Source organism: Microbacterium sp. EB106-03-03-XG65 (assembly GCF_058791955.1).
In genome coordinates, this window is record NZ_JBYTEB010000001.1 from 2,413,238 (window position 1) to 2,427,306 (window position 14,069).

General features: G+C 67.4%; 11 protein-coding genes. 5 read left to right on the forward strand and 6 right to left on the reverse strand.

Going from position 1 to position 14,069, the window contains the following annotated elements:
• Positions 1-9 precede the first annotated feature (9 nt).
• On the forward strand, positions 10-2,454 hold the full coding sequence (locus tag AC3WS6_RS11330) for a DNA gyrase/topoisomerase IV subunit A (RefSeq protein ID WP_492501112.1): 2,445 nt from the start codon (positions 10-12) through the stop codon (positions 2,452-2,454).
• A 45-nt stretch (positions 2,455-2,499) separates the two neighbouring features.
• On the opposite strand, the gene AC3WS6_RS11335 is transcribed toward AC3WS6_RS11330, so the two are convergent.
• Positions 2,500-4,605, reverse strand: coding sequence for a DNA gyrase/topoisomerase IV subunit B (locus tag AC3WS6_RS11335; RefSeq protein WP_492501488.1), 2,106 nt, complete (start codon positions 4,603-4,605; stop codon positions 2,500-2,502).
• A 179-nt stretch (positions 4,606-4,784) separates the two neighbouring features.
• Here AC3WS6_RS11335 and AC3WS6_RS11340 point away from each other — a divergent pair, with 179 nt between their 5' ends.
• Positions 4,785-4,997: a DUF7455 domain-containing protein gene (locus AC3WS6_RS11340; RefSeq protein WP_042540282.1), complete on the forward strand. Its 213-nt coding sequence runs from the start codon at positions 4,785-4,787 to the stop codon at positions 4,995-4,997.
• Positions 4,998-5,084: 87 nt separating this feature from the next.
• Here AC3WS6_RS11340 and AC3WS6_RS11345 read toward each other — a convergent pair whose 3' ends face one another.
• Positions 5,085-6,125: an alanine racemase gene (locus AC3WS6_RS11345; RefSeq protein WP_492501113.1), complete on the reverse strand. Its 1,041-nt coding sequence runs from the start codon at positions 6,123-6,125 to the stop codon at positions 5,085-5,087.
• Positions 6,122-6,826, reverse strand: a complete 705-nt coding sequence (locus AC3WS6_RS11350; RefSeq protein ID WP_492501114.1) for an alanine racemase — start codon at positions 6,824-6,826, stop codon at positions 6,122-6,124. Before AC3WS6_RS11350 ends, AC3WS6_RS11345 begins: the two co-directional genes overlap by 4 nt.
• A gap of 81 nt (positions 6,827-6,907) precedes the next feature.
• Between AC3WS6_RS11350 and AC3WS6_RS11355 the strand changes: the two genes are divergently transcribed.
• On the forward strand, positions 6,908-7,924 hold the full coding sequence (locus AC3WS6_RS11355) for a sugar-transfer associated ATP-grasp domain-containing protein (protein ID WP_492501115.1): 1,017 nt from the start codon (positions 6,908-6,910) through the stop codon (positions 7,922-7,924).
• A 76-nt stretch (positions 7,925-8,000) separates the two neighbouring features.
• Here the strand turns inward: AC3WS6_RS11355 and AC3WS6_RS11360 are convergent, their stop codons facing one another.
• From AC3WS6_RS11360 to AC3WS6_RS11370, 3 genes are all read right to left on the reverse strand, one after another.
• Positions 8,001-8,693 (reverse strand): coenzyme F420-0:L-glutamate ligase, encoded by a 693-nt coding sequence (locus AC3WS6_RS11360; protein WP_492501116.1) that lies wholly within the window; start codon positions 8,691-8,693, stop codon positions 8,001-8,003.
• Positions 8,693-9,925: an RNA polymerase sigma factor gene (locus tag AC3WS6_RS11365; RefSeq protein WP_492501117.1), complete on the reverse strand. Its 1,233-nt coding sequence runs from the start codon at positions 9,923-9,925 to the stop codon at positions 8,693-8,695. The genes AC3WS6_RS11360 and AC3WS6_RS11365 overlap by 1 nt, the downstream gene beginning before the upstream one ends.
• A gap of 187 nt (positions 9,926-10,112) precedes the next feature.
• A complete protein-coding gene (locus tag AC3WS6_RS11370) occupies positions 10,113-11,054 on the reverse strand; it encodes a proteasome assembly chaperone family protein (protein ID WP_492501118.1) in 942 nt (313 codons plus the stop codon).
• Between the two features lie 105 nt (positions 11,055-11,159).
• On the opposite strand from AC3WS6_RS11370, the gene AC3WS6_RS11375 reads away from it, so the two are divergent.
• Positions 11,160-12,632, forward strand: a complete 1,473-nt coding sequence (locus AC3WS6_RS11375) for a leucyl aminopeptidase (protein WP_492501119.1) — start codon at positions 11,160-11,162, stop codon at positions 12,630-12,632.
• 2 nt (positions 12,633-12,634) lie between these two features.
• Entirely contained in the window at positions 12,635-14,008 is a 1,374-nt protein-coding gene (gene lpdA / locus AC3WS6_RS11380; RefSeq protein WP_492501120.1) for a dihydrolipoyl dehydrogenase, read from the forward strand.
• Positions 14,009-14,069: the final 61 nt, after the last annotated feature.

The window sequence follows — 14,069 nt, forward strand, 5'->3', positions numbered from 1 at the left end:
AGGATGGCCATGCCGAAGACCCCGCCGCCCGAGCTCGCTCCGGAGAGAATCCAGGACATCGATCTCGAGAGCGAGATGCAGGGTTCGTTCCTCGAGTACGCGTACTCGGTCATCTACTCGCGTGCGTTGCCGGACGCGCGCGACGGTCTGAAGCCCGTGCAGCGCAGGATCCTGTACCAGATGGCCGAGATGGGTCTGCGCCCTGACCGCGGGCATGTGAAGAGCGCCCGTGTCGTCGGGGAGGTGATGGGAAAGCTGCACCCGCACGGCGACTCGGCGATCTACGACGCCCTCGTGCGCCTCTCTCAGGACTTCGCGTTGCGCGTGCCCCTCGTCGACGGGCACGGCAACTTCGGATCGCTCGACGACGGGCCCGCCGCCGCCCGCTACACCGAGGCCCGGCTGGCGCCGCCGGCGATGGCGCTGACCGAGAACCTCGACGAAGACGTCGTCGACTTCGTGCCCAACTACGACGGGCAGTTCCAGCAGCCCGCCGTACTCCCTGCCGCGTTCCCGAACCTGCTCGTCAACGGTGCCAGCGGCATCGCTGTGGGCATGGCGACCAACATGGCCCCGCACAATCTGATCGAGGTCGTCGCGGCAGCGACGCATCTGCTCGAGAACCCTGATGCCACCACCGAGGAGCTCATGGAGTTCGTGCCCGGCCCGGACTTCCCGTCCGGCGGGATCCTCATGGGGCTGGACGGCGTCAAGGATGCCTACGCGAACGGTCGCGGCGCGCTGAAGGTGCGTGGAAAGGTGTCGATCGAGTCGCTCGGCCCCCGCCGCACCGGGATCATCGTCTCCGAGCTGCCGTACATGGTCGGGCCCGAGCGTCTCATCGAGAAGATCCGCGACGCCGTGCAGTCGAAGAAGCTGCAGGGCATCAGCGATGTCACCGACCTCACCGACCGGAACCACGGACTGCGGGTCGCGATCGGGATCAAGACCGGCTTCGACCCGAACGCCGTGCTGGAGCAGCTCTACCGGCTGACGCCCCTCGAGGACTCCTTCAGCATCAACAACGTCGCGCTGGTCGACGGACAGCCGCGGACGCTCGGCCTCAAGGAGATGCTCAGCGTCTACGTCGCGCACCGCCTCGAGGTGATCACGCGGCGCAGTCGGTATCGTCTCGCGCGTCGCGAGGAGAGGCTGCACCTCGTCGAGGGCCTTCTGATCGCGATCCTCGACATCGATGAGGTCATCCAGGTCATCCGCTCCTCGGACGACTCCGAGCAGGCGCGCTCCCGGCTGCGCTCGGTCTTCGACCTCAGCGAGCTCCAGGCCGAGTACATCCTCGAGCTGCGTCTGCGCCGCCTGACGAAGTTCTCGCGCATCGAACTCGAAGCCGAGCGAGATGCACTGCTCGCCGACATCGCCGCACTTCGAGAACTGCTCGCGAGCGATGTGCTGCTGCGCGCGGCCGTCGCCACGGAGCTGGATGCGGCGGCGGATGCCTACGGCACGCCTCGCCGCACACTCCTGATGAACGCGGCGCCGGCAAAGCCCCGCGCGGCCAAGGGAGCGGCTGCCGATCTGCAGATCGCCGACGCGCCGACGGTTCTCGTGCTCTCGACGACCGGTCGAGCGGTTCGCGTCGACCTCGCAGAAGGCCAGGAGCTCACGGTTCCGGCCCGCCGCAGCAAGCACGATGCGATCCAGACGACCGTGGCCACCACGGTGCGCGCCGATATCGGAGCCCTCACCACCGAAGGCCGCGTGCTGAGGTTCACACCGGTCGATCTCCCCTCGGTGCCGTCGTCTTCGGTGCAGCTCGCTGCCGGCACTCCCCTGCGCGACTACCTGGGAATCACCACCCGAGGCGAGCGGATCCTCGAGTTCATCCGGTTCGACAGCGACGTGCCGATCGCGCTCGGCACGGCGCAGGGCACGGTCAAGCGGATCGTCCCGTCGACGCTTCCGGTACGGCCCGATCTCGAGGTCATCGGAATGAAGCCGGGAGACACCGTGGTCGGCGCCGCGGAGGCGCCGGACGACACCGATCTCGTCTTCGTGACCACGGATGCTCAGCTCCTTCGGTTCTCCGCGTCCGCCGTGCGCCCTCAGGGAGCCCCCGCGGGCGGCATGGCGGGAATGAAGCTCGGCGCCGGAGCTGCGGTGCTGTTCTTCGGTGCCGTGGCACCGGCAGCCGATGCCGTGGTCGCGACCGTCTCCGGCGGCGACAGCAGCCTGCCGGGAACCGAGCCGGGTCGCGCCAAGGTCTCGTCGTTCACCGAGTACCCCTCCAAGGGCCGGGCCACCGGCGGCGTACGCGCGCATGCCTTCCTGAAGGGCGAAGACCGCCTCCTGATCGCGTGGGTCGGACCGAGCCCCGCGCAGGCTGTCGACCCGACCGGGGCCGTGCGCAAGCTCCCCGAGCCCGGCGCGCGACGCGATGCCTCGGGTCAGCCCATCGACGGAGTGATCGGCAGCATCGGACGCACTCTGGTCTGATCCGGGCGGCCGCCGCCCTCCGCGTCCAGCGCCGAAGCGCCCGACTCAGGCGTCGATGGCCTCGCGCGACAGCCGGTCGGAGGACTCGATGATGAATTCACGCCTCGGCGCGACCTCATTGCCCATCAGCAGCTCGAACACACGACCCGCGGCTTCGGCATCCTCCATGCGCACACGACGCAGCAGTCGTCCCCCGCGATCCATCGTGGTCGTCGCGAGCTGCTCGGCATCCATCTCGCCGAGGCCCTTGTAGCGCTGGATGGGCTCGTGCCACTTCTTGCCGGCCTTGCGCAGCTTCGACAGAAGCGCGTGCATCTCCTGCTCGCTGTAGGTGTAGATCGTCTCGTTCGGCTTGGACCCCGGGTTCATCACGATCACGCGATGAAGTGGCGGCACCGCGGCGAACACGCGCCCGTGCTCGATGAGCGGACGCATGTAGCGATAGAAGAGCGTCAGCAGCAGGGTGCGGATGTGAGCGCCGTCGACATCGGCATCGCTCATCAGGATCACCTTGCCGTAGCGAGCCGCGTCGATGTCGAAGCTCCGGCCGGAACCGGCGCCGATCACCTGGATGATCGAGGCGCATTCGGCGTTGGACAGCATGTCGCCCACCGACGCCTTCTGCACGTTGAGGATCTTGCCCCGGATCGGCAGCAGCGCCTGGAACTCGCTGTTGCGCGCGTTCTTGGCCGTGCCGAGGGCGGAGTCGCCCTCGACGATGAAGAGCTCGCTGCGCTCGACCTCGTTGGTTCGGCAGTCGACCAGCTTGGTCGGGAGGGTCGAGGATTCGAGCGCGTTCTTGCGACGCTGCGTCTCTTTGTGCGCGCGTGCCGAGACGCGGGCCTTCATCTCGGCCACGACCTTGTCGAGCAGCTGCGTCGCCTGGCTCTTGTCGTCGCGCTTGGTCGACGAGAACCGCGCGGCGAGATCCTTGCGCAGAACCTGGGCGACGATCTGGCGCACAGCGGGTGTGCCGAGCACCTCTTTGGTCTGGCCCTCGAACTGCGGTTCGGGGACGTTCACGGTGAGCACGGCGGTGAGTCCCGCGAGCACATCGTCTTTCTCGACCTTGTCGTTGCTGCCGACCTTCAGTCGACGTGCGTTCTGCTCGACCTGAGCGCGGAGCACCTTCAGCAGCTCCTGCTCGAAGCCCTGCTGATGCGTGCCGCCCTTGGGCGTCGAGATGATGTTGACGAACGAGCGGGTCACCGTGTCGTACCCCGTGCCCCAGCGCATCGCGATGTCGACGGCGCAGACGCGCTCGACCTCTGTGGCCACCATGTGCCCGTCGGCCTGCAGCACGGGCACGGTCTCTTTGAAGGTGCCCTCGCCCTGGATGCGCCAGGTGTCGGTGACCGGGGCGTCGGTGGCGAGGTACTCGACGAACTCCGAGATGCCGCCCTCGTAGTGATACGAGGTCTGATCGACCTGAGCGGTCTCGTCGCTCTCCGCCGTCGCTCGTGCGTCTGTCACGACGATCTCGAGTCCCGGCACGAGGAAGGCGGTCTGGCGTGCGCGCGTCTCGAGCTCGCTGAGCTGGAATGCCGCGTCCTTGGTGAAGATCTGTCGATCCGCCCAGTAACGGACCCTGGTTCCGGTCGCGCCGCGCGGAGCCTTGCCGATGACGCGCAGTTCGCTCTTCTGCTCGAAGGGCGTGAACGGTGCGTCAGGCCTCTTCTCCCCCTTGTCGGCGAACAGACCGGGTTCGCCGCGGTGGAAGGACATCGCGTACGTCTTGCCGCCGCGATCGACCTCCACATCGAGGCGTTCCGAGAGGGCATTGACGACCGATGCGCCGACACCGTGGAGCCCACCGGATGCGGCGTACGAGCCGCCGCCGAACTTGCCTCCGGCGTGCAGCTTCGTGAACACGACCTCCACACCGGTGAGCCCGGTGCGGGGCTCGACGTCGACCGGGATTCCACGACCTCTGTCGTGCACCTCGACACTGCCGTCCGCGTGCAGGATCACGTCGATCTTCGACCCGTTGCCCGCCACCGCCTCGTCGACGGCGTTGTCGATGACCTCCCAGAGGCAATGCATCAGGCCCGGCGAGCCGTTGGAGCCGATGTACATGCCCGGTCGCTTACGGACTGCTTCGAGCCCTTCGAGCACCTGGAGGTGATGGGCGGAATACTCGGAAGTCACAATCTCCGAGTCTATTCGCGAGACGCCGTGCGGGCCTGCAGACACTCCCCACCGCCCCGCAGACGGCGGGCCCCGCGTACGCGCTGAGCGAAACACGCCGCAAAGCGGGCATGCCCACAGGTAGGGCGTGGTTGTATTGAACACGCCCACGCAGCGAACCCGACACTCAAGGAGGCACCATGATGAACGCAACGACCGAACGTGAGACCTCCGCCGTCGAGTTCCGCCTGACCGCCATGGATCGTTGTGATTCCTGTGGCGCTCAGGCCTACATCGCGGCCGAGGTCAACGGCTCCGAACTGCTCTTCTGCGCCCACCACGGCCGCAAGTACGAAGAGAAGCTCCGCAGCATCGCCACCAGCTGGCACGACGAGACCGCGCGCCTGATCGACTGATCGCCGCGGTTCGCCGAGAACGGAGCCCGACTTCTGGCGGGCTCCGTTTTTCATGTCACGGGGCCGGTGTCGCGAGATGCGGTCAGTTCACGACACGATCGTCCGTCGCACACGCGAGGTGAGCCTCGTCAGGATCTCCTCGCCGACCGTGTCGATCCGCTCTGCGAGGCCGGTCGCACTCTCTTCTCCGTGCTCCCCCGCCCCGAACAGCCAGACGGTGTCACCGACCGCGGCATCGGGCCATCCGGCCACGAGCGACTCGGTCGCATCCACGCGCTTCAGCTGTCGACCCCCGGCAGGAGTCCCGACGGTCGCCCCGGCCAGCGTCGAGGGGATTCCGTCGAACGATCCGATCGAGATCACCGCATCCGGGCCCGTGAGACGCGCCACCGTCGCCGTCAGCTCTGCGACAGGGACGATCCCGTCGAGTTCAGGACCGTCGGCCGATCGGATGCCGTAGCAGAACGCCCCGATGCGCGAGAGCGTGCCTCGCAGCTCCGGCCGCCACCACGACGCTGCAGACGCGGTGAGGTGCAGCGCCTCCGGAGTCGACCCCGACTCGGTCACGACCCGCACGGCGTCGAGGAACACGGCCCGTGCATCATCGTCCTCGGCGTCGCTGGCTTCGGCGAGGTGACTCCAGACGCCGACGAGATCGACGAGTCCTTCGCGCTCCGCCGCGCGGACGGAGGCGACCGTCGACTCCCACTCCTCCGGCAGGATGCCGTTGCGGTGAAGCCCCGTGTCGATCTTGAGGTGCACCCGCGCACAGGCGCCCAGCGCGCTCGCACGCGCGATGATGCGCCCGAGATACTCGTCACTGCCTACGCCCAGATCGATCCGGTGCATCAGTGCCTCGTCGATCTCCGCATCGGTCGACGTCACCCAGGCGAACACCCTGCCCTGTGCTCCCAGCAGTCGCCGCGCCGTGACGCCGCTGGTGATGTCATACGACCCGAACCACTCGACTCCTGCGTCTTTCGCCGACTCCACTGCCCAGGAGAGCCCGTGTCCGTATGCGTCGTCCTTGAACACCAGCATCAGCGCCGAGGGCGAGATGCGGTCTCGCACCGCCTCGATGTTCGCGACCAGTCGATCCGTTCGCAGCCGCAGCTCCGGTCGGCTCATGCCTCCCACCCCCGATCGGCGTGCGTCCCCGCGACCGTGATGAGCTCTGCGACGGTGAGCCCGGTGACGGCACTCCAGCGCGCGAGCGCGGGCGCAGCCGGGCCGGCGCCTCCGAAGTACGTCGCGTCGCTGCCCACCGAGACATCCTGTCCGCCGAGGTCTATCACGCACACATCCATCGCGACTCGGCCGATGATGGGCATCTGCACGCCATCGACCTCGACGTGAGCGGCGTTCCCGAGCGCACGGGCGATTCCCTGCGCGTATCCGCCGGTGATGAGCGCGGCCGTCGTGTCGGTGGCGGCGCGATGGGTGTATCCGTACGACACGGCCTCACCCGCCTTGAGTCTCTTGATGGAGAGGACTCGACCGGCCAAGCGCATGACCGGCCGAGTGTGAAGTGCGCCATCGCTGTCGGGCAGACCATAGAGAAGGCGCGGATCGATGTCGGCCGCGCCGTCGACCGTCGCTTGGATCCCCTCGAGGGCGAGCGTCTCGGCCTCGACCAGCGAATCCACGAGCACAGCGTGCGCCCCCGCCGCGGTCACCGCGTGCGCGACCGCGAGCACCCCATGACCCCACGCGTCGCGGCGGAGGTCTGCCACGACGCCCCCCGCGGCGACCGCGGTCGACGCAGCGGAGGCGAGTGCCGCGCGGGAGATCATCGCGCGCGGGCGGGAGGATGAAGTCGTCTCACACACGTGTTCCAGCCTAGCCGGGGCGCTCCAGGTTGCCCTGAGCGGGCCCCCGTAGACTGGTGCGGTACCCGACCCAGGAGATCCATGTCACGCTTTTCCCCCGTGCCCCGCGTCCGCTATCTGCTCGCGCGCGCCCGTCGCATCGACGTCACCTCTGTCGTGGACCGTGCCAAGGAAGCCTCCGCGCAGCACGGCAAGGCGGTACCGCTGGTCGTCGCCGACATGCTGTGGTCCGCCGGCCGTCACAACGTCGGCTTCCAGGACTACATCGACTACGACTTCGCGATCCTCACCAAGGCGGAGCGCGACACGTACATGACCCATCCGGTGTCGAACCAGATCTCGCAGCAGTACGACCACCCCGATTTCCGTCATCTGTTCCACGACAAGGCCGAGTTCAACGCCCGTTTCGACGCACTGCTCAAGCGCGAATGGATGATGATCGTCGAGGGCAACGCCGATGAGCTGCGGGACTTCACCGAGCGACAGGGAACGATCGTCGTCAAAGAGACGCACGGTCAGGCGGGCACAGGTGTGCACCGGTACCACGCGGCCGACGTCACCGACTGGAACGCCTTCCATGCCGAACTTCTCGGCAAGAACCAGGTGCTCGTCGAAGAGGTCATCCGCCAGCACGCCGACCTCGCAGCCGTATGCCCGGGGACCGTCAACACCACCCGGGTGACCGCATTCTTCGACGGAGAGAAGACGCACATCCTCGCGATGGCTCAGAAGTTCGGCCGCGGCGCCGTGAGCGATCAGATGAGCTTCGGCGGCTTCTACACGATGCTCGACGAGAACGGGCACTCGGTCGGTGCCGGATACGACTCCCACGGGCACGTGCACGTCACGCATCCCGATTCCGGTTTTCCCATCGCCGACTTCCAGCTGCCGATGATCGATGAAGTGAAGGCCTTCGTCGATCAGGCGGCGCGGGTGGTCCCGCAGGTGCAGTACGTGGGCTGGGACATCGTGGTCACCCCTGACGGCCCCGTGCTCGTCGAGGGCAACTGGGGTGCGGGCGTGTACGAGAACAAGCCCAGCGTCACCGGCATCCGCACCGGACACAAGCCGCGCTACCAGGCCGCGATCGGATTCTGATCCGCCGACCACCGAGACACGCAGAAGGCCCGGATGCTGAGCATCCGGGCCTTCGCGCTGTGCGATGAGAGTGCGGTCAGACCTCGCGGACGATCCCCATCGGAGTCGACTGGGTCGCCTGCCCGAGCGGATTGTCACCCAGGATCTGAACGAGCCGACGCTCGCCCGCCTTGTCGAGCGTGGATCCGAGGATGTTGCCGCCGATGTCGTTGATGTCCACGACCGCGACGTCGACGTCGGTGCCGACGATCTTCTGAATGCGCTGAGCGACCTCGCGCGGATTCTTCGGACCGAGAACCACGGCCTCGTTGTAGGGAGGGATGGTGTTCTTCGTCGGGCCGTCGATCGCGCGTGCCTTGTCGCCCGCGATGCGGTAGAAGTCACCGCGTCGACCGAATGCCTTCGTGATCACCGAGACCCCGGCTGCGAAGAGGATCCGCAGCGTCCCGCACTCGCGTAGCGCCATCTCCATCGTCTCGGGCATACCGAGACCGATGCCGTAGGACGTGCGCACCACGTACCGCGAGAGGAAGCGTGCCAGCGGACGAGGCGTGATCTCGTCGAGGCGGTATGAGCGCCCCTGTGTGATCGCGACGATCTTCTCGGTGACGAACAGCAGGTCGCCCGGCTGCACGGCATCCTTCGCGTACTCGACGATGACCGAATCGAGGTCGTCGTTCGGCATGACGACGCGCGTCTTCAGCGGAATGCGCGCATAGCTCTTGCCGTCGACGCTCGTCTCGAGGGCCTTGCCTTCGTTCGCCTGCATCACTCGAGGTAGTCCCGCAGCGACTGCGACCGGCTCGGGTGCCGCAGCTTGGCCATCGTCTTCGACTCGATCTGACGGATGCGCTCACGCGTCACGCCGAACGTGTCTCCGATCTGGTCGAGCGTCTTGGGCTGCCCGTCGCCGAGTCCGAAGCGCATGCGGATCACGCCGGCCTCGCGCTCGGACAGCGAGTCGAGCAGCTGCTCGAGCTGGCGCTGCAGCATCGTGAAGCCCACCGCGTCGGCGGGGACCACAGCCTCGGTGTCCTCGATGAGGTCACCGAACTCGCTGTCTCCGTCTTCACCGAGAGGCGTGTGCAGCGAGATCGGCTCACGGCCGTACTTCTGCACCTCGACGACCTTCTCGGGCGTCATGTCGAGCTCACGGCTGAGCTCTTCCGGCGTGGGCTCACGGCCGAGGTCCTGCAGCATCTGGCGCTGCACTCGGGCGAGCTTGTTGATGACCTCGACCATGTGCACCGGGATACGGATGGTGCGGGCCTGGTCGGCCATGGCGCGGGTGATCGCCTGACGGATCCACCAGGTGGCGTACGTCGAGAACTTGAAGCCCTTGGTGTAGTCGAACTTCTCGACCGCACGGATCAGACCGAGGTTGCCCTCCTGGATCAGGTCCAGGAACTGCATGCCGCGGCCGGTGTAGCGCTTCGCGAGCGAGACGACCAGACGCAGGTTGGCGCCGAGCAGGTGACTCTTCGCGCGCTGACCGTCGCGGGCGACCCACTGCAGGTCGAGTCCGAGCTGGCTCGTCTTCTCGGCAGCCGTCATCGCCGAGAGCTTCTCCTCGGCGAAGAGGCCCGCCTCGATACGCATCGCCAGCTCGACCTCTTCGGCCGCGTTCAGAAGCGCGACCTTTCCGATCTGCTTCAGGTAGTCCTTGACCGGGTCGGCCGTGGCGCCGGTGATCTGGGTCGAGTAGACCGGCACATCTTCATCGTCGTTCGACGAGATGACGATGGCGCCGGTGGGCAGGGGCTCGGTGAACTTGGGCTTGGAGTCCTCGTCCTCGTCCTCAGCCGTCTCGGCGACGGGAGTCTCGTCATCTTCGACGATGTCGTCCGACTTCTTCTTCTTCGCGGGCGCACGCTTGGCAGCGGCACGCTGCGCGGCGGTCTTGGGGGCCGGCTTCTCAGCCATCTCCTCGACCTTCGCCTCGCCCTCCGGAGCTTCAGCGGTCTTCTTCGTCCGGGTGTTCTTTGTCGTGGCAGGAGTCACGTTTCGCCTTTCACGGGGCCGCTGGCGACCCCGGGACATTTCGGACACTAGTAAGACCCTTGTCAAGTCGGATCTCCGGAAAGATCGATTGACAACGGGTCAGAGTCCTAGTATCGCACACGTGAGGGGATGCGGGCGCATTACCCTCGAGTTCGTCTGTGCGACGCCCCGTGGGTCCGCCGTGCACTCAGCCGCGGCCGGGCTTGTCCTCGTCGCCGCTCGGGCGCGACGCGAGATACCTCTCGAGCTCTGCCGCGAGTTCATCGGCGCTCGGGAGATCGCGCTCGCTGAATCCGCCTTCGTCGTACGAGCCGTCCTCGGGGTCGCGCCCCGCCATGTAGGCGTCGTAACGACGCTCGAGCCCCTGGACCATCTGCTGCAGCTCGTCGTTGCCGATCACCTGCTCGTCGACACGCGTGACGTACGCCTCACGGCTCTCGCGCACCTCGTCGAGCATGAGCACCAGACCGGTGGCCGCCATGAGGCGCTCGGCGGCGGCGATCACGGCGTCCGGGTTCTCGGTCTCGGCGAGGTAGTGCGGCACGAGCAGCACGAAACCGACCACGCGGTCCCCTCGCTCGGCGAAGCGGAACTCGAGCAGATGGCCCGCCGTCGCAGGCACTTGGGTGCGAGGGCGCCACACCGAATGGGCCACGGTGAGCTCCCGGCGATTTCCGCTCACGGTGGTTCCGATGGGCCGGGTGTGCGGTACCGGCATCGCGATCGAATGCACCCAGTTGAGGCCGGACACCTCGAACTCGTCGGCGAGATCGAGCACCGTTCGCGCGAACGCGTTCCACGCGAAGTCGGGCTCGTACCCCGCCAGCAGCAGGAACTTCTGGCCCAGAGCATCCGTCGCGAGCGAGAGCTCGAGTCGGCTCGGACGGAACTCGGTGAGGTGGTCCTGATCGAAGGAGATCACGGGGCGCCGCGCACGGTAGTCGAGCAGCACGTCGTTGTCGAAGATCGCGATCGGCTCCGGCGATGCCGTCTCACGCAGGTGCTCAATGAGGCCCGAGACGGCGTTGCCGGCGTCCGTGAAGCCGGTCAGGAGCAGCACGAGGGGCAACCCACGCGGCACCGCCGGCGCATTCGCGACACGTTCGAGGATCTCACCGGAGAAGGGCATGTCTCCATGCTACGAGCACGTTCCGATGGGAGGGCAGCGGGCGTCATGCTGAGAGCGAACACTCCGCTCCACGACCCGACCGGTGACGATCCGTAGGATGGAGGCATGACGCTTCCCGCGCTCTCGCGCACCTCAGATCTGTTCCCCGGAAGCGCTGCAGACGCCGCAGTGCTCGTCATCCCCGACATCTCGGAGTCCTCGGAGTCTCTGTCCGATCATCCGGGACTCGCCGCGTCGTTGAGCGCCATCGGCTTCACGGGCTCCGCGTCGGCCTTCACCCGCGTCTACGCGCCCGATGTCACGGACCTTCCGCTCGCCGTGGTCGGCGTCGGACGCGCACCCGACGCCCGGGCCGTGCGCAACGCCGTCGGCACGGCGTTGCGCAGCCTGACCGGGTTCGCGACCGTCTCAGTGGGCTTCGTCCCGGGACTCGAGGAGTTCGCGCACGCGGCAGCCGAGGGCGCCGTGCTCGGCGGCTACCGATTCGACGGATACCGACGAGACGCCGGCAAGACCCGCGCCACCGCGGTGATCCTGCACACCGAGCTCGACGAGTCGGCGCAGGCCACCGCGATCGCCGTCGGAGAAGCGGTCGCGCTCGTCAAGGACCTCGTGTTCGTTCCGGCCGAGTGGCAGAGCCCTGCGCAGCTCGCGCAGAGCGCGGCGGACAGCGTCGACGGCCTCGGGGTCACGGTCGAGATCCTCGACGAGGACGCGCTCGCGGCGCAGGGTTTCGGGGGGATCCTCGGGGTGGCGCAGGGCTCTGACCGCCCGCCGAGACTCGTGCGACTCGACTACGCACCCGAGAACGCCACCCGCCACATCGCCCTGGTGGGCAAGGGCATCACGTTCGACACCGGGGGCCTGTCGCTCAAGCCGGCGGCGTCGATGGTGGGCATGAAGTTCGACATGGCCGGTGCCGCGACCAGCGTGGCTGCGCTGCGCGCGATCGCCGCTCTCGAGCTCCCCGTGCGCGTGACCGCATGGCTCTGCATCACCGACAACATGCCCTCGGGCCGGGCACTGCGCCCGGGTGACGTGATCAGGATGCTCGACGGCACCACCGTCGAGGTCCCGAACACCGACGCCGAAGGAAGACTCGTCATGGCCGATGGCCTGGTCGCCGCCAGCCGCGAGAATCCGGACGTGATCATCGACGTCGCGACCCTCACCGGCGCGATCGTCATGGCGCTCGGACACCGTCACACGGGCGTCTTCGGCGACGATCGCTCGGTGGCGGAGTTCCTGGCGGCGGCGGATGCCGCAGACGAACTCGCATGGCACATGCCTCTGCCCGACCACATGGAGGACTCCCTCGACTCCCCGATCGCCGACATGCAGAACGCCAACATGAGCGATCGCATGGGCGGAGCGTCGTACGCGGGGCTCTTCCTGAGGCGTTTCGTCGGCCGGGTCTCGGACGAGCAGGACGCGCCGCGAATCCCCTGGGTCCACCTCGACATCGCGGGTTCCGCCGAGCACAACGGCGCACCGTACGGCTTCACGGACAAGGGCCCCACAGGAGCGATGGTCCGATCGATCATCGCGTTCGCCGCCGCATCCCATCAGGAGGCATGACCATGACCACGCACACCTTCGACATCGTCGTCCTGGGGGGCGGCAGCGGCGGCTACGCGGCCGCTCTGCGTGCACGAGAACTCGGCAAGTCCGTCGTTCTCGTCGAGAAGGACAAGGTCGGGGGCACCTGCCTGCACCGCGGCTGCATCCCCACCAAGGCGCTCCTGCACGCGGCCGAGGTGGCCGAGCACGTGCGGGACGCCGCTCATGTCGGCATCTCGGCCACCCTCGACAACATCGATCCGGCAGGGGTGCGCGCCTATCGCGAGGGCATCGTCGCCAAGAAGTTCAAGGGCCTCGAGGGTCTCGTCAAGGCACGCGGGATCACTACCGTCGCCGGCGCGGGCCGCCTCAATCCCGACCACTCCGTCAGCGTCGGAGACGACGTCTACGTCGGGACGGACGTCATCCTCGCGACCGGCTCGTACAGCCGCACACTTCCCGGGCTCGAGATCGGCGGGCGCATCCTGACGAGCGAACACGCGCTCGCTCTCGATGTGATCCCGGAGCGTGTGATCATCCTCGGCGGCGGAGTCATCGGCGTCGAGTTCGCGAGCGTCTGGCGTTCTTTCGGCGCCGAAGTCACGATCATCGAGGCTCTGCCGCATCTGGTCCCCAATGAAGACATCGCCATGAGCAAGGGACTCGAGCGCGCCTTCCGTCGACGCGGCATCCAGTACTCGCTCGGAGTGCGGTTCCAGACCGCGACACAGGACGACACCGCTGTCACGGTGACGCTCGAGGACGGCAAGGAGTTCACTGCGGACTACCTGCTCGTCGCGGTCGGGCGCGGGCCGGTGACCGCCGACCTCGGCTATGAGGAGGCGGGCGTCGCGCTGGACCGCGGCTTCGTCACGGTCGATCAGGATCTCCGCACGAGCGCACCGGGCGTGTGGGCCGTCGGCGACATCACTCCGGGCCTGCAGCTCGCCCACCGAGGGTTCCAACAGGGCATCGCCGTCGCCGAGCGGATCAGCGGCCTGTCGCCCGCCAACATCCCCGACGTGCAGATCCCCAAGGTCACCTACTCCAGCCCCGAGGTCGCCTCGGTCGGCGTGACCGAGGAAGCCGCCATCGCCGAACACGGCGCGGCCGCGGTCGTCTCCTATGAGTACAACCTCGCCGGCAACGGCAAGAGCGAGATCATCGGCACGAGCGGTCTCGTGAAGGTCGTGCGGCTCGCAGACGGCCCCGTCATCGGCGTCCACATGCTGGGCGATCGCGTGGGCGAACTCATCACCGAAGGCCAGCTGGCCGTCGCGTGGGAGGCCCATCCGGAAGACATCGCACCACTGATCCATGCGCACCCGACACAGAGCGAGGCGCTCGGTGAAGCGTTCCTCGCGCTGGCAGGAAAGCCGCTCCACACCCTCTGAACACCAACCGGTGCGCAGTTCACTAAGCTAGTCACGCGTCATTTAACTTCTTGAAGGAGAC

Bases quoted from the DNA above. Each gene is read 5' to 3' on its own strand.
- AC3WS6_RS11330 (WP_492501112.1), top strand. From the start codon at position 10: ATGCCGAAGACCCCGCCGCCCGAGCTCGCTCCGGAGAGAATCCAGGAC.
- AC3WS6_RS11340 (WP_042540282.1), top strand. From the start codon at position 4,785: ATGAACGCAACGACCGAACGTGAGACCTCCGCCGTCGAGTTCCGCCTG.
- AC3WS6_RS11345 (WP_492501113.1), bottom strand. From the start codon at position 6,125: ATGAGCCGACCGGAGCTGCGGCTGCGAACGGATCGACTGGTCGCGAAC.
- AC3WS6_RS11355 (WP_492501115.1), top strand. From the start codon at position 6,908: ATGTCACGCTTTTCCCCCGTGCCCCGCGTCCGCTATCTGCTCGCGCGC.
- AC3WS6_RS11360 (WP_492501116.1), bottom strand. From the start codon at position 8,693: ATGCAGGCGAACGAAGGCAAGGCCCTCGAGACGAGCGTCGACGGCAAG.
- AC3WS6_RS11370 (WP_492501118.1), bottom strand. From the start codon at position 11,054: ATGCCCTTCTCCGGTGAGATCCTCGAACGTGTCGCGAATGCGCCGGCG.
- AC3WS6_RS11375 (WP_492501119.1), top strand. From the start codon at position 11,160: ATGACGCTTCCCGCGCTCTCGCGCACCTCAGATCTGTTCCCCGGAAGC.
- lpdA (WP_492501120.1), top strand. From the start codon at position 12,635: ATGACCACGCACACCTTCGACATCGTCGTCCTGGGGGGCGGCAGCGGC.